Origin of the sequence: Proteiniphilum sp. (assembly GCF_040307845.1) — a bacterium.
Lineage (GTDB): Bacteria > Bacteroidota > Bacteroidia > Bacteroidales > Dysgonomonadaceae > Proteiniphilum.
Genome location: NZ_JAWRIS010000037.1, coordinates 39664 through 56763, shown reverse-complemented (window position 1 = coordinate 56763; position 17100 = coordinate 39664). Strand labels below are relative to the sequence as shown.

14 protein-coding genes are annotated in these 17100 nt (G+C 43.1%); 13 read left to right on the top strand and 1 reads right to left on the bottom strand.

What is annotated here, in order from left to right:
- Positions 1–136 precede the first annotated feature (136 nt).
- The 13 genes from ABV001_RS09325 to ABV001_RS09265 all read left to right on the top strand — a co-directional run bounded on the left by ABV001_RS09325 (position 137) and on the right by ABV001_RS09265 (position 16649).
- Positions 137–808 carry an SGNH/GDSL hydrolase family protein gene (locus ABV001_RS09325; protein ID WP_352422554.1) on the top strand — a complete coding sequence of 224 codons (672 nt, stop codon included), beginning with the start codon at positions 137–139 and terminating at the stop codon, positions 806–808.
- Positions 809–972: 164 nt separating this feature from the next.
- Positions 973–2619, top strand: coding sequence for an FAD-dependent oxidoreductase (locus ABV001_RS09320; RefSeq protein WP_352422553.1), 1647 nt, complete (start codon positions 973–975; stop codon positions 2617–2619).
- Between the two features lie 296 nt (positions 2620–2915).
- Positions 2916–3551, top strand: coding sequence for an RNA polymerase sigma factor (locus ABV001_RS09315; protein ID WP_352422552.1), 636 nt, complete (start codon positions 2916–2918; stop codon positions 3549–3551).
- A 46-nt stretch (positions 3552–3597) separates the two neighbouring features.
- On the top strand, positions 3598–4779 hold the full coding sequence (locus ABV001_RS09310; RefSeq protein ID WP_352422551.1) for a FecR family protein: 1182 nt from the start codon (positions 3598–3600) through the stop codon (positions 4777–4779).
- 224 nt (positions 4780–5003) lie between these two features.
- Positions 5004–6116, top strand: a complete 1113-nt coding sequence (locus tag ABV001_RS09305) for a glycoside hydrolase family 88/105 protein (protein ID WP_352422550.1) — start codon at positions 5004–5006, stop codon at positions 6114–6116.
- Between the two features lie 152 nt (positions 6117–6268).
- Positions 6269–9640 (top strand): TonB-dependent receptor, encoded by a 3372-nt coding sequence (locus tag ABV001_RS09300; protein ID WP_352422549.1) that lies wholly within the window; start codon positions 6269–6271, stop codon positions 9638–9640.
- Between the two features lie 109 nt (positions 9641–9749).
- Positions 9750–11585 (top strand): RagB/SusD family nutrient uptake outer membrane protein, encoded by a 1836-nt coding sequence (locus ABV001_RS09295; RefSeq protein WP_352422548.1) that lies wholly within the window; start codon positions 9750–9752, stop codon positions 11583–11585.
- A gap of 38 nt (positions 11586–11623) precedes the next feature.
- The gene (locus ABV001_RS09290) at positions 11624–12742 is read left to right on the top strand and encodes an Ig-like domain-containing protein (protein ID WP_352422547.1); all 1119 of its coding nucleotides are present in this window, start codon (positions 11624–11626) and stop codon (positions 12740–12742) included.
- Between the two features lie 415 nt (positions 12743–13157).
- Entirely contained in the window at positions 13158–13532 is a 375-nt protein-coding gene (locus ABV001_RS09285; RefSeq protein ID WP_352422546.1) for a hypothetical protein, read from the top strand.
- Between the two features lie 69 nt (positions 13533–13601).
- Positions 13602–13820, top strand: coding sequence for a hypothetical protein (locus ABV001_RS09280; RefSeq protein WP_352422545.1), 219 nt, complete (start codon positions 13602–13604; stop codon positions 13818–13820).
- Positions 13821–13892: 72 nt separating this feature from the next.
- The gene (locus ABV001_RS09275; RefSeq protein ID WP_352422544.1) at positions 13893–14996 is read left to right on the top strand and encodes a glycoside hydrolase family 88/105 protein; all 1104 of its coding nucleotides are present in this window, start codon (positions 13893–13895) and stop codon (positions 14994–14996) included.
- 39 nt (positions 14997–15035) lie between these two features.
- Positions 15036–16403 (top strand): family 43 glycosylhydrolase, encoded by a 1368-nt coding sequence (locus ABV001_RS09270; protein WP_352422543.1) that lies wholly within the window; start codon positions 15036–15038, stop codon positions 16401–16403.
- 18 nt (positions 16404–16421) lie between these two features.
- Positions 16422–16649, top strand: a complete 228-nt coding sequence (locus tag ABV001_RS09265) for a hypothetical protein (RefSeq protein WP_352422542.1) — start codon at positions 16422–16424, stop codon at positions 16647–16649.
- A gap of 57 nt (positions 16650–16706) precedes the next feature.
- On the opposite strand, the gene ABV001_RS09260 is transcribed toward ABV001_RS09265, so the two are convergent.
- Positions 16707–17081: a hypothetical protein gene (locus ABV001_RS09260; protein ID WP_352422541.1), complete on the bottom strand. Its 375-nt coding sequence runs from the start codon at positions 17079–17081 to the stop codon at positions 16707–16709.
- Positions 17082–17100 lie beyond the last annotated feature (19 nt).

Below are 17100 nucleotides of genomic sequence, written 5' to 3'. Positions count from 1 at the left end.
CACTAAAGTTTGTCTTTGCTCATTTAGCTTAACGCAAATGTTCCATATGACACCATTGAAAATAAAAGTTTTAGTCACATGAAAAAATAATTGTATAAATCTCTATATGCACAGGCGTCATTTTTTGAAAGTATCAATGGCAACACCATTCATTTTTTCCAGATTGAATGTATTTGCCCAAGAGTTAAATAAAGAACCCGTAGTGATCAATGCCGGGGTTGGAGGAAATACCACAGTTGATATGCTGGCAAGAATCAATAGAGACTGCCTGGCACAGCACCCCGATCTCACTATATTAATGGCAGGAACTAACGATATGAATAGCAAGAAATATATTCCCTTGGTTCAATACGAAAAAAATATGCGATCGATCATCGTTAAAATTTTGGATATCGGGAGTCAGATCATTTTGATGCCTATTCTTCCAGCCTACGAACCTTATTTGTATACCCGACATGATAAATCATTCTATGAACCAGAAGGGTATGTTGGTCGAAAAACAGAAATAAATAGCTTGATTAAAAATTTGGCTTCAGAATTCCGATTGACCTTTTTAGACATGCACCACATATTTGAAATGATTGGTAATATCGGCGAAGATCCGGACAGTTTAATTCAAAACGAGGCCAACAGTGGCAAAACCGATGGATTACATCCCACACAAAACGGATACAGGATTATGGCAGTCGCAATTTACGAGTGTATTATCCAGAATAAGTTATCTCATGAACGAGTGATTTGTTTGGGTGACAGTATTACAGCCGGAGGTTATCCGGATTATTTGAAAAAATTACTATCGACTAATTGATCCTATGCATGCACTAGAAATTATTTTAATATTTTCTCTGAAGTTTGAGGGATATGAATAAGCCGGAATAATATAAACTAAATTATTAAAATATACTTAAAGCGGAAATTATTAACTGATCAACCAATATAATAGTGTAAATAACCAATTAAAGAATAAACAACATGAAACGAATAACCCACTTACTGCTTGCAACACTAATCATTCTGATCTCACTTTCATGCAGGAAAAATCCGGATTTTTATCAGGCTGATGTAATCATTTACGGCGGCACTTCGGCTGCGGTAATCTCGGCGGTTGAGACCGTGCAATCGGGAAAAAGCGTAATTATTGTTTCACCCGACAAGCATTTGGGCGGGTTAACTTCCAGTGGATTAGGATTTACCGATTCGGGTAATACCAGCACTATCGGAGGACTGGCTAGGGAATTTTATCATCGTGTCTGGCTCCATTATAACGATTCGGCGGCATGGAAATGGCAAAAGCAATCGGAGTACGGCAACAGGGGGCAGGGTACCGTAGCAATGGATGGGGAAAGCAGGACAATGTGGAGCTTTGAACCCCATGTGGCCGAAAAAGTATTTGAAGGTTTTATTAATGAGTATAATATCCCGGTCTACAGGGACGAATGGCTTGACAGGGAATCGGGAGTCGAGCCCAACCATAATAAGATTGTATCTATGACTACACTCTCAGGCAAGAAGTTCAGGGGGAAAATGTTTATCGACGCGACATACGAAGGAGACCTGATGGCGGCTGCCGGTGTATCTTATACAGTGGGAAGGGAATCCTGTTCTCAATATAATGAGGAATGGAACGGCGTACAAGCCGGGGTATACCATCATGGCCACTATTTCAAGACCCCTATCGATCCCTATGTGATCCCCGGGGATCCTTCCAGCGGTTTATTACCCTATATCTCCGACGAACCGATCCAACCCAATTGTACGGGTGACAACAAGGTGCAGGCCTACTGTTTCAGGTTGTGCATGAGTAATCATCCCCAAAACAGGGTACCCTTTGAAAAGCCTGAAGGATATGATCCTGCCGATTATGAACTCCTTGCCAGGTTTTTTGAATCGGGATGGAACGAATGGTTTGCAAAGTATGACATTATCCCCAACAGGAAGACCGACACCAACAACCACGGCCCTTTCAGTTCCGACCATATCGGGATGAATTACGATTATCCCGAAGCATCCTATGAACGGCGTAAAGAGATCATTGAAGATCATACGAAGTATCAAAAAGGACTGTTATATTTTGTATCGACCGATGAACGTGTGCCCGAAGAGGTAAGGAACAGGATGCAGGAATGGGGATTGGCCAAAGATGAATTTACCGATAATGGCAACTGGCCCTATCAACTCTATATCCGTGAGGCACGGAGAATGATCGGCTCTTATGTCACTACGGAGAATGAAGTTCTCGGGAAGGTAGATGTGCCCGACCCCATCGGGATGGGTTCATATACCTTGGATTCTCATAATGTGCAGCGCTACGTAACAGCGGAAGGGGATGTACAGAATGAAGGGGATGTTGGGGTTAAACCCAAAAAACCTTACCGGATAGCCTATGGCTCCATTATCCCCCGGAAAGGAGAATGTGAAAACCTGCTTGTTCCTGTTTGTCTTTCGTCCAGCCATATCGCTTTCGGCTCCATCAGGATGGAACCAGTATTTATGATCCTTGGACAATCTGCTGCGGCAGCCGCAGTGATAGCTATTGACAATAAAATCAATGTACAAGATATTTCTTATGAACAACTGGGAGAGGTGTTACTATCTAAAAATCAGATTTTAAATAATTAATCAAAAAATTTGACCATGATCTATTTGATAGTCGTGTGAATCCCCCAAGTCCTTGATGGCCTGAAGAGCCGCATGACATCGAAATAAAAGCTGAAATTGAGTCGATTGGTTCCGATGGCAGTGTGCCCCCTTATATAATTTGTGAGGGGGGGGGGAGATGGGGCTTCTGGGCCCGTTAATTACGTATAAAGGTAAAAATTGCACTTGGAGTGCGGTATGATAAACCCGGGAAAAGGGTGGCCTTGATTTTTATTACGCCCGCTTGTATATAGGAAAAAATCATGTAATTTTGTCAAGTGAGTAGTTGGATATCTCCCGAATCTCCCGATTCACGGTGGATAATCAGTGATGATGAGACGAACATGAAAAAGAATACAACCGATGATACACTAAGATGGAATAGTTTCAGGAACGGCAATGACGAAGCTTATATCCTTATCTACAGAAAATATATCCGGGATTTATATTTTCAGGGGCTTCAATTTACGCGGAATAAAGAAATCATCAAAGACTGCATCCAGGATGTTTTCACAAAGTTGTATAAGCACCGTGCTTCCTTAGGGGATACTGATAATATAAGATATTACCTCCTGGCATCGATGCGCAATCAATTGTTGACGGTAATGTCCAAAGAAAAAATTTATGCAGATACCGATTCGGATACTATCAATCCGGAGATTCAGTTCGAAATGAATGTGGAAGAGGTACTCATTGAACGGGAGGAAAATATAACCCTTGAAGAGAAGGTCAACCTGATCATGTCCCTTCTCACAGACAGACAAAAAGAGGCGATCCGTTACCGTTATATAGAATGTTTAAGTATGGAGGAAATCTGTGCGTTAATGAATATGAATTACCAATCTTTACAGAATATTTTGTCTCGTGCCATGAAAAAAATGCGTCAATACGTGAAAAAAGATCTTCCAAAGTGAGTAGAAAAAAACAAACCCGAAGTTATATATATAAAGAGAACTTGACATGCTTCATTTAAAAGGCAAAAAAGAATACGCGACATATACCGTTGAAGAATTTCTTCTGGATACTTTCTTCATACACTCCATGAAGAAGCCAACAGAAATATCCGAGCGTTTCTGGTCTGAGTTTATGGCAAGTGGTTCACCCAATGTAAGCGAGTTCATTCAGGCGAGAGAGATTCTTCTTGCGATCAAGGATGATGAAACGGCCATGTTGCCTGAGGCTGAGATTGATGAACTATTGGATAATATAATGAATATCAATAGGGGCATGCACAATAAGAAAAGTCCGGCCATGAAATACTGGATTGGAATTGCCGCAGGTATCGCGGCATCTGTTATTGCTGTGATATTTGTAATGAAAAAGCCCGAACCGGAGTCTGTCACAGAAAATGAGTTGTTATCATACGTGGAAAAAAATAGGGAGGTCGATTTGAATGACCCTACCGTGAAACTGATTATTTCGGAGCAGAAGATGATTGTTGCAGAAGAAGCGGACCCGCTGATCGCATATGATTCGGAAGAGATAAAGTTGGCAGAGGTAGAAATTGCCAAAACGGAGTCGGCTGAATTTAACCGGTTAATCGTTCCCTACGGGAAAAGATCGAGATTGACGTTATCCGATGGCAGTAAGATATGGATTAATGCGGGTACGCATGTTATTTACCCCGTGGAATTTAAAGGTGATGAAAGATCTCTTTATGTGAAAGGTGAAATGTTTTTGGATATAACCCATGATGAGGATCGTCCTTTCATCGTAAAAACGGATCACTTTGATATCCGGGTATTGGGTACACAGTTCAATGTTTCCACTTATGAAGACGAAACCAATAGTGTTGTACTGGTCTCGGGCGAGGTAAAAATATTGCAGTCGGATAACTCTCAGAATATTCTCTTGCAACCAAACGAGATGGTTGCACTGCAAAACGGACGATTCTTTAAGAAAGAAGTGGATACAGCGTGGTATACTTCATGGATCAGAGGGTTGTATATGTTCGACAATGAAAGCCTGGAGGTAATCATGAAACGGCTGTCTAAATACTATGGAGCGGATATACAATGCAGCCCTGAAATGGCCCGGATGAAATGTTCGGGAAAACTTGATCTAAAAGAGAAACTGGATGATATTTTGGATAATCTTAGTCTGAAATACAGGTCGGATAGTAATCATTATTACATCTATTAGTTTCTGTTATAAAACCGAATGTAATAACAATGTAAAAAAAGAATTTTATCCCGGATTTTATTCATATTTTACCGGATGAATAACTAGCGTATTGATCCGGCCAGGGGAGTTATATGCTTGAAAAATAGACTTACTAATATTCATATTTTCTAAATCAATAAAATTATTTTATCTAAATTATGAAACGAATTCTATTATCTTTCACTTTTTTTTCTTTGTATACTATGTCAATTCTATATGGTTGTACGACTGACAATCCTGCCAATATAGACAAACCGAAACCAACACCGGAGAATTGGGACCTGAAAGATTTTCCCGAAGGAGCTGATCCCCGGGAAATAGGGGTCAGGCTTGCTGAACGGTATATCCGAACAGTAGATACGCAGGTTCCCCGTGTCAATTACCCTTATGTCTGCACATGGTTGGGGGCATTCCGTTTTGTCCAAACGATAAAAGAGGATGATTTGTATGACAGGTTGCTCGAAAGATATGATAATATATTTTTCTCTTCCGGATCGGAGAATCTTCTGCCGGCTCCAAACCATGTGGATAATAACGTATTCGGGTCGGTTCCCTTGGAAATATATAAAACGAAGAAGGAAGATAAATACCTCAGGATGGGACTCAGGTATGCTGATACACAATGGGAATTACCGCTCGAACCGAAAGAAACGGAAAAAAACTGGCATGACCAAGGGTATTCCTGGCAGACACGTATCTGGATAGATGATATGTTTATGATCACGGCAATACAAAGCCAGGCCTACCTTGTGACAGGTGACAGGAAATATATCGACCGGGCGGCTAGGGAAATGGTAATGTATCTCGACCGGATACAGCGGCCCAACGGATTGTTTTACCATACTCCCGATGTCCCTTTCTTCTGGGGACGGGGCAATGGATGGATGGCCGTGGGTATGGCCGATTTGTTGAAAGTGCTCCCCGCAGACAATCCCGACAGGCAGAAAATTGAAGAGGCATACAGGTTAATGATGAATACCTTGCTCAAGTTTCAGGGGCATGACGGCATGTGGACACAACTCGTCAATGATCCTACCTCATGGAAAGAAACGTCATGCTCCGCTATGTTCACGTACACGATGATCGTGGGGGTGAAAAACGGTTGGTTGGATCAGAAAATATATGGCGCTGCTGCCCGTAAAGGATGGCTTGCGTTGTTAACTTATTTAAACAACGATGACAATATCAGGAATGTGTGTGAAGGCACAAATGCGAAGAACGACCATCAATACTATCTCGATCGTAAACGGAATACCGGTGATTTACATGGTCAAGCACCCCTTTTATGGTGTGCCGATGCTTTATGTGGCGAATGAAAAAAAACCGGAACGGCACTCTCACATACCGTCCGGTCCGGTTTCAACAAGTTAGCAATTATAATAACAATCTTAAAACCATTTACAAATGTATGAGAAATTTTGATAAATCTGACATTAAAGATGTCATTAATGTTCAGTTACTACGTATTATGAAAGTAACAGCAATACTCTTATTGATCGGTATAGGAGTCTGCGGCGCAGCCAATAGTTATTCGCAAAATACTGGAATTACCTTACGCGCCGAAAGTAAGACTATTAAGGAGGTTTTTGCAGAAATAGAAAAAAGCAGTGAATTTGTTTTCTTCTACTTCCATGATGATGTAGACTTGGATAGGAGGGTTTCGGTGAATGTAAAAGATAAGAAAATTAACGAAATTCTGGATCAGCTCTTCCAATCAACCGATACGGGTTATTCCATTAAAGACCGCCAGGTCTATATCACGAAAAAAGCGACCGAGGAGTCTCGACAAGCGGGAAAACGGCGTATTACCGGATCAGTTACCGATGCTTATGGCGACCCGCTCATAGGGGTTACCGTCTCGGTCAAAAATACCACAGGCGGTACGGTTACCGATATAAACGGGATGTATGTGATTGATGCAAAAGAGACTGACATTCTCCTGTTCAGTTATGTGGGGTTTCTGAAACAGGAAATTCGGTTAGGAGATAAGGATCTCCTGAATGTAATCCTCCAGGAAGATGATCAAATGCTGGAAGAGGTGGTTGTTGTGGGGTATGGTCAACAGAGCAAGGCCAGTGTGGTGAGTTCCGTGAGCACAGTGACTTCCAAGGAATTAACCGCCCCTACCAGTAATCTCACCAATAATCTGGCGGGGCAACTGGCCGGTTTGATCAGTATCCAGCGTTCCGGAGAACCCGGACGGGATGATGCTGAATTCTGGATACGCGGTATCAGTACATTCAAAGGAGGAACTAACCCCCTGGTTTTAGTGGATGGGGTTCCCAGGGCGATCAGCAATATTGAACCGGATGAAATAGAAACCTTCAGCCTCTTGAAAGATGCTGCGGCAACAGCCGTGTATGGTGCTGAAGGGGCGAATGGAGTTATCCTGATTACTTCTAAACGCGGTACCATCTCGAAACCGAAAATCACTTTCCGTGGTGAATATTCCATTTCACAGCCGACCCGCTTGCCTGATTTCGTCGATTCGTGGGATTATATAGAACTGGCCAATGAAGCCAATTTCAATGACGGGGAAAATCCGTATAAATATCCGGAGGAAATAGACAGATACCGTGACAGGATCGACAATGACCTCTATCCGAACAGTAAATGGATGGATGAATTATTGGCAAATAATTATACCAATCAGAGATATACCCTGAATTTCAGAGGTGGAGCCGAGAATGCCAAATATTTCGTCTCAATGGCCTATTTCCAGCAGGAGGGGATCTTCAAACAAAATCCCATGTCGAAGTATAAAGGCGATTTCGGATTCGAACGGTATAACCTGAGAAGTAATATCGATTTGAATGTCACCAAAACAACCAGTTTAAGTATCGATCTGAGCGGTCAATATGTGAATCGCACGACATCCAACCGGTCACCGGACGATATTTTCAAATTTATGCTGCATACCCCGCCTCATTTGTTCCCACCTATTTACAGTGATGGCACACTGGCGACTTATCTTACCCAGAGTGACGGTAATAACCGGAATCCGTATAATATGCTGATGAACCAGGGATACCGGAAAATGTGGGGTACGTTGATACAATCGAATATAGGTTTAAACCAGGATCTTGGTTTTATTACTCCAGGATTGAAGTTTAACGGGAAAGTCAGTCTGGACTATGACGGTAATTTTTCCACCTTAAGAAATCACTGGCCAAGTTTATTCAATGCGACCGGACGTGATGAAGAGGGAAACCTTATTTTTTCCACCTCCGAGTCCGGTTCTCCTGAGTTGAAAGATCCTGAAACACAAGCCAGTGTATCGTATCGAAGAATCTACATTGAAGGTGCATTGAATTATTTACGCACCTTCCAAGAGAAACATACGCTAGGGGGGATGTTCCTCTATATGCAGAAAGAAACGCAGGAGTCGAATGTGGTACTTCCATACCGGAAACAGGGGATGGTGGGGCGTGCCACCTACTCGTATGACAACCGTTATTTTATCGAGGGTAACTTCGGATATACCGGGAGTGAAACTTTTGCCAAAGGAAAGAAATTCGGGTTCTTCCCTGCTGTCGGGTTGAGTTATTATATCTCTAACGAACAATTCTATCCCGAATCGTTGAGCAATATAATGAACAAAGCCAAGATAAGGCTTTCTTACGGACGTACGGGGAATGATGATACCGGAGGCACTCGTTTCCTTTACCGCGCCACATTTAATATGGATGCGGGCGGTTTTAACCAGGGGATAGGCTCCAGCGGCGGCACCAATGGATTGGGAGCCGGAATTAAAGATGTCCGGTTCGTGAATAACAATATCCAGTGGGAGATTGAGAAAAAAAGAAATGTGGGTGTCGATCTCGGCTTCATGAATAACCGTATTGAACTGACTGCCGATTATTTCAATAACAGAAGAGAGAACATATTGATGGAACGGAACACCATTCCGGGTGTGGCCGGATTTCATGCAAGACCATGGGAAAATTACGGGATTGTGGATAACCATGGCTTGGATGCCAGTCTGAATGTCCGCCAGGATTGGGGACAGGTAAAAGTAAGCATGAGAGGAACTTTTACCTTCGCCCGCAATAAGGTGATTGAGTATGATGAGTTGCCCAAGGAGTATCCTTGGCAGGCTGTGACAGGAACAAGAGTGAATGATCACGAGTTGTATATTGCTGAAAGGCTGTATACGGAGGATGATTTTATAAAAACACAGAAAGCGAATGGCACCTACACCTATGAGTTGAGGCCCGGATTACCCGACGTAACACTGGAGGGTATTTTAGGCCCCGGTGATATCAAATACAGGGACATTAATAATGATGGACGTATCGACAATTTCGATAAGGTGAGAGGAGTCGGCCATCCTTACAATCCGGAAATTAACTACGGTTTCGGGATCAATGTCGAGTACAAAGGATTCTATGTAAGCACTTTTTTTCAGGGAACAGGTAACTCAACAATCCTTCTGGCAAGCGGCAACAATACTTTCTTCCCGTTCAACTGGGGGATTGAAAAATCGAATATCCGTAAGGAGTTCCTTGACAGCCGGTGGACAGCCGACAATCCGAGCCAGCACGTGATTATGCCGAGGTTACACGTGGGGTATGCCAAGAATGTGAACAAAGAGCCCAGCACATGGTGGTTGAGAAATGGAAGTTTCCTTCGTTTCAAGAATCTTGAAGTAGGATATAATATACCCAAGCAATTTACCCAAAAATTACTGGTGAACGGAGCCAGGGTCTACTTGCAGGGATATAACCTGTATGTATGGGATGATGTGAAATACTGGGATCCTGAACTCGGGAATAAGAACGGTGGGAACAGTTATCCGTTGCCCCGTACTTTTACATTGGGTGTTGAATTAAATTTTTAAAAAGTAGAATAATTGAATGAAATAACCATGATAAGAGATCAATATATGGGCAAATGAATAAATCGTCTTGTGTCTTGATTCTTGCATCTTGGCTCTAAAATTTAATCATATGAAAATCAAATCAATAAAAACAGTGATAATAGGTTTACTCATCTGTTCCCTGAACGCATGCTCCGATTACCTGGATGTATCGGACGAACTCTCGGGAGGACTTTCCTCATTCGAACAGGTGTTTAGCAATGTAGATTATACCAAAAGATGGTATGCAAACGTGTATGCCAACATACCAAACTATTCCCGGTTTTGTAATCCGAATGGAATGGGGGGGATCTGGAGCGCTTATGCTGATGAGACGTACAACCGATGGGCTAATAATACAGGACGATATAGTGATTGGAATGCCACGAACAATAACTCGGAGAGATGGGTTGAGATGTATCAGCGGATAAGACAGGCCAATATATTCATGGAAAAAGCCAGGCCAATTATGGAAGAAGGAGGACCCAACGCTGCCAGGCTCACACAGGAAGAGGTCGATCGATATAAGGCCAATGTACGTTTTTTAAGGGCATTGTATCATTTTTACTTGATGGAGTTAAACGGGCCGATACCTATTATTACCCAGTCTCTTACCTTGGATGACGACTTGGATATGCCGCGCAATTCATTAGATGAAGTCCTTGATTTTATAGATAGTGAGATAAAGGAAGCAATGGCGGGAATGGAACAGGAGCCTTATCATGACAACGAAAGTTTCAGGGCAGTACCCACAAAAGGAGTGGCATTGGCCGTACTTGCGAAATTATGGGTATATGCTGCCAGTCCCCTTTACAACGGAGAATACACGGAGGCCTTGCAGGTACAGAATAAAGACGGCAAATACCTCTTCCCGGCAAAAGACGAAAATAAAAAACAGAAAGCGCTCGATGCTACCAAGGCTTTTATCGATTATGCGGAAGAGAATAACCGGTATGAACTCTATCGCGTGATGAAGGATGGAGTTTTAGATCCTGATCAGTCCGTTTATGAAGTTTTCCAGGTGTATAATAGAGAAATGATCTGGGCCACATCGGTCACCAGTTGGGGAGGTGCGGACGGAAATGACTATGATACTTTTACCACGCCGCGTAGCGAAAGTAAAGGGTTGGGAGATATCGCGGTTGTGCAGGAACTGGTGGACGATTTTTATATGAAAGACGGGTTACCTATAAAAAATACTCCTTTTTTGCCCGGCTCTCCATTGTACAGCGAAACGGGATTCGGCACCTACAACGGTGTGGAAGTCTTCAGTATGTACGTCGACCGTGAGCCTCGGTTTTATAATACCGTCACCTTTTCCGGTAAGAAATGGCATATCAGTAATAAAGAGGTGCAATTCTATAGAGGGGGGAATGCCGATAACAGGGTGGAAGGTTCGCCGAGAACGGGCTATCTCCTCTATAAGAGGGTTAACCGCACCGTACATATGGATTCCCCGGGAGTAAAGTCCAAATTCAGGCCGTCTATCATCTTCCGCCTGGCAGACTTTTATCTGCTATACGCGGAGGCATTGAACGAAGTAAACCCGGCCGATCCCGATGTGTTGGAATATGTGAACCGGGTAAGGGAACGTGCCGGATTACCGGATCTTGAAACCCTCAATCCTGCTATAAAAGGAGACCAGGATTTGCAACGGGAAGCTATCCGCAGGGAGAGGCGTATTGAGCTGGCTACCGAAGGGCAGCGCTATTTTGATGTAAGACGATGGATGATCGCTGAAAATGCTCCGGATGAAGGAGGACAGGGAGGAAACTTCCACGGTATGAATATGTACGGAAACAAAACAACATTTCATACGAGAACGGTCATCCATGACCGTAGCTTTAAGAGGAAAAATTATTTTGACCCTATTCCTTATGCCGCCATTCAGAAAAGTGAGCAACTTGTCCAGAATCCGGGATGGTAAACAAATGATGGATGATAACAACATAAAAACAGAATACTATGACAAAAAATAAATTAATGATCATCCTTCTGGCATCTTTGGTTGCCGGATTATCATTGACAAATTGTGGTGATAATATGCCTGAATATAAGGATGTGAGTGTAGAAAACATAACACTGGATGAAGACATTAAGGTGGGAATAAGTATAGAAATTGGTGATTCCATGGTCATTGCAAACCGGTTGACCGTTTTTCCGGAAGATGCCACCAATAAAATGCAGACATTTTCCTCTTCTGATGAGGATGTGGCGGTAGTGGACGGCAGGGGGAAAATAAATACCAATTCCGTGGGTACTGCTGTCATCACTGTTACTGTGGACGGAAAATCAGACGAATTTACATTGACAGTCCGGGAAAAAGATATCATCAAAATTACTGAAATTGAGATAGTAGATCCGGAGGTAAGTGTCAATGCGGGATCTACCCTGGATCTGAAAGAGCTGATAATCATATCCCCTGCCGAAGCTTCCATCAATGATCTGGTCTATAGCTCAGACCGGAAATCAGTCGTGGAGGTAAACCAGACCGGGATCATCAGGGGTATTTCCGGCGGAACGGCAACGATCACTGTTACTTCTAAACATAATTCATCGGTTTCTGGAGAATTCGATGTAAGGGTGTTTGAAGATTATTCACGGGAAGGATGGACCTTAGCCGCTTCGCAGAGTCCTCTCTTTGTTGAAGGAAATAGCAATAAGCTGGAACATGCGCTCGACGGGGATCCTGATACATGGTTTGCTTTGGTGAAGCCCGGAAAAACGCATGCGGGTATTTCAATACCCACTGCGGCAAATGGAGGTTTCGTCCATTTCATTGTCGATATGAAAGAAGAACGGGATGTAAGTTACTTCAGAATCCGTCACAGGAGCGGAACTGATGTGCTGCTCAGATACCGGATCATCGAGGAAGTCTTGGGAAGCAACGATGGCGTGAATTTTACCACTATTGCTACCGACATGGCAGTATCAAACTGGGATATAGCTGCTAATACAGAGACGCCCAACCTGATCATTCCCGCATCGAAATACAGATACCTGAAATTCTATTGTCAAAAGCAGGAATGCTTCGCCGTAGATAGAGGTTCTGTGCAACTGGCTGAAATTTATATAGGAAAATAGCCTGGCCTTTGTAAATAGTAGGTATGCAACTAAAGCATTGGTGAAAATATCTCTGCTTTAGTTGTATACTACTTTTGAAAGTGAATAATTTTAATTGTATGGAACGATTTTTTTAAAGAACGGTTTTTACTGATAGTATGTTATGCTTTTATAGCTTGTAGCAACGAAGATGATGATCCGGGGAATCCTGATCCCGGAAATGGCGGAACACCGGCCCCTGTAACTTTCAGCATTACCCCCCCATTGAGGAACTTAATCAGGGAACTCCGGCTATCAATTCACATGCCGATATTGTGTCGCGATCGTCGTTGAAAATGAATTTCAGAAACTATATAGCACTGGATAATAGTTCGCTTGGGGTGGACAAACCTCATTATCCACGTATTAAGAAAATAGCGAATGGCAGCATCTGAATGTGGATCAGGAAGGGCCGGAAGACAGCGATAATCTTTCTTTCGAGGGAAGCGCGCCCTATCTGGTACAGTTCACGTCGGGAGAAACCGTCGTTTCGTACAATAAATCCTCCACTTTCTATATGAAGATGGGCGATGCCGGGGCACAGAACTTCGGAGAGGCGTATGCTCCTTTTTCCGGTGGCGGCTTTTGGGGTTCACTGCAAATCGACGGTTCCCACCAACTTCTGGGGACAATGCCCCATACTTCCGCGGGAGAGGTCATGCTGGCACAATTCATCCTCAATCACCGTATTGAGGCGGCACGACGGAGTGTGAAAGTAGACGGTGATAATGCGGAATGGGCAGATACCGATCATGCGCTTTTTGTCGGATAAGGGTATCGCATGACGGTTTGAGAAGCACGGATATCTTATGAAAACAGCAGGAAGGATGCAAACCTGAGTGTGTCGGCAAGTACCGCATTCGAAGGCGCTATCTCCAAAAGCCATGATGAAGATCACGGTTACTTCGTAGAGATCACCATTCCGCGGTCACATCTGTCTGTCAAATCGGGAGAAGTGCTTGTTAATTTCGCCATCTCCGATAACAGCGGAGGGGTGGATGCTATTCAGGATACCTCCTCTACCAGTACGGCAAAATGGATACCGATAACCGGATTATAAAAAAATGAGATATGATGAAACGCTAGAAGAAGAGAAGAAATAAACTATCTAAACAACAACATTTTAAATTGTATGAGAAAAATTTATTTATTACTTGCATCACTGTTTTTTGTGGCAAGCGTTGCTATGGCACAGAATTATTTTGAGAATTTCCCTGTGAATGCAGATCCTAAAACTGTCGGAGAAAAATTAAGTAAGCGATTTTTGGAGAGTAAGCATCAGTTGTATTTCGACAAAGGCATACATTATGCTGAAGTATGTACCTGGTATGGCGCACTCAGATTCGTAGAGTTAACCAACAACCAAGAATTGATAAAACAATTGAGAAACCGTTTCGAGTTGCTGTTTCATATAGAAAAGGATCTTCTTCCCCCACCCATCCATGTAGACCAGAATATGTTCGGATGCTTGCCTCTCAGATTATACAGCATAACCGGGGATCAGCGTTACCTGGACCTGGGATTAACGTATGCCGACTCTCAATGGATCCTACCGCCCGATGCGAAGGAGGAAGAGCGTAAATGGCATGAGAAAGGATATTCTTGGCAAACCCGCCTATGGATAGACGACATGTATATGATCACCATTGTGCAATCAGAGGCCCATAATATTACCGGTGACATCAAGTATATGGATCGGGCCGCCAAAGAAATGGTACTGTACCTCGATGAGTTGCAACATCCAAACGGGCTTTTCTACCATGCTCCGGATGTGCCTTTTTATTGGGGTCGTGGAGACGGATGGATGGCTGTGGGCATGACAGAGCTTCTGTTCAATTTACCCCAAGACGATCCTCACTGGGAGCGGATATTGAATGGATATCTTCTGATGATGGACAACCTGAAAAAATACATCAACAAAGACGGACTTTGGAATCAATTGATAGATGATCCTGAGTCATGGACAGAAACTTCGGGATCGGCAATGTTCGCTTACGCCATGATCGTAGGGGTGAGGAATGGCTGGCTCAATGAAGGGGAATTTGCTCCAGTTGCACGCAGGGCATGGCTTTCATTGTGCAATTATATTAATGATAAAAATGATCTAACGGAAGTGTGTATCGGAACGGGGAAAAAGAACAGCAGGCAGTATTACCTGGACCGTCCCTGTATAGCAGGTGATTTTCATGGGCAAGCGCCTATATTATGGTGTGCTTATGCCTTACTGGATAAATAGACTCACAGAAAAGCAGGTTTTGTTAAAATAACTAGAATAATGAGGAATATATATTATTACTTATGTATCTTTTCCCTCCTTTTTTATTTTGGCTGTGAAAAGAGTTCGGACGGTCCCGACGATAATGGGAAGCCCATATTGAAAATAAATACGCAGGAGAAGTTAGTCTCCAATACGGCAGGCTCTTTTGAAATTTATATTACTTCTAATACACGGTGGAAGATTGAATCAAAAAATTCATGGCTCACGCCGGAGAAAAGTGAAGGGCAAGGAGACCTGTCCGTCAGGATCCGATATGAAGAGAGTTCCTCGGACAAGCGCACCGGCATCATCCGGTTTATTACGGACGGACTGAGCCCGGTTGAACTGACCGTCACCCAGACCGGCCTTACTTTCACCAACCCCATCGCCGGAATACCCGATCCGTGGGTTATAAAACATGAAGGATCTTATTATTTGTGTAAGGCGGACGGGAGCGGGATCAATATTGCCAAATCAGATAAGTTGTCCGAATTTCCCCATACCCGAAGAGTATGGAATTGCCCAACTGATGCGGGAGATAACAAACCGTGGAATGTCTCGAATATATGGGCACCCGAATTGCACCGTATCAACGGTAAATGGTATATCTATTATACCGCGGGGCGTCCTCATGCCGAAACAAATTCCTACAACTATCAGCGTAGTGGTGTATTGAGGGCTAAGACGGATGACCCGATGGGTGAATGGGAAGATATGGGGATGCTTTATACAGGTGATGATTACCGGCCGGATATCACGCCTTCGCCAGACAATACAGCGTATGGCATTGATCTGTCGGTATTTCAATTAAATAAGAAAATGTATGCCGTATGGTCGGGTTGTCCGGCAGGGAGTTCGGAGCAAAATCTTTATATCGCGACCATGTCGGATCCCTTGACCATCACTTCTTCAAGATCAGTTATATCGAGTGCCGACAAACCGTGGGAGAGGTACAATTCTAGGATCAATGAGGGACCTGCGTTTTTAAAGAATAAAGAGCAAGGTAAATTTTTTGTGGTATATTCCTGTAACGGCTCATGGACAAAGCATTATCGTCTCGGTTATATTATGCTCAGCGACACACTGGCTGATCCCACAGAACCGGCTAACTGGACTAAATCTGCGAATGAAGTTTTTTACCGCAACGATGATACGATAGAAGTTAACGGAGTCAATGGAGTAGGACATTGCAGCTTTACGAAATCGCCCGATGAAACGGAGGATTGGATTGTATATCACGTGAAAAACCGGAACGACGATGGTTGGTCGTCAGGCCGATCGACGTTCATCCAAAAAATCAGTTGGAAGTCTGACGGAGCACCCGATTTTGGTACTCCCGCAGGCTGGGGGGAATCATTGGCAATTCCTTCGGGTGAGAGCCATTGATCATAAGTTTTGTTGTTAATGTTAACGTGTAGGGGCAACCCTTTCGAAGTGGTGGTTTTAGCAGCCCGTTGTGTCGTCTATACTTGGTTCGAGGCCTTGAGCGGCGAACCGATCGTCGGAAATCCTTTTGCTCCCGCGACAATCACTCCATTGGAAACCCTCACAGTACAACGTGCCGCCCATCAAGCAGTAGTAGCTCCTTGCAAAACAACTCCAATTAGATTGACTTTCAATAATAAAAACTAACTTATGGATTTTCAATCCATAAGTTAGTTTTCGACTATAAATCGGTTGAGCTTTACTTTACGACTCCTCATAATTATTTGCTTGATTACGATCAAATTGAAATTTGCTAAAATCCAGAAGTAAAGGAGCAGTTAAAGCCTCAATACGCCGACGATATTCCTTCTTACTGTACGTCCGATCTTTAGGGGAAATAAAGCCTTTATCTCGTTGTAATTTTTCAAACATTTTCTTCTCTTTTTTCTCTACAATTCCATAAGTAGATTCTGACTCATTCACTGTCATCTTGTCTAAAGAGGGTTGCTCTATCAACTCTTCAATTTGCCGGATACATTTTTCTTTTCGCTCTCGGGACATAGCATTCCATCTCTCGATAGTTATATCGTCCACTTCAATTATAATCTTTCCTATATCTCTAAAAATCAAAGATTTCATCTCATTTACAAATATAATA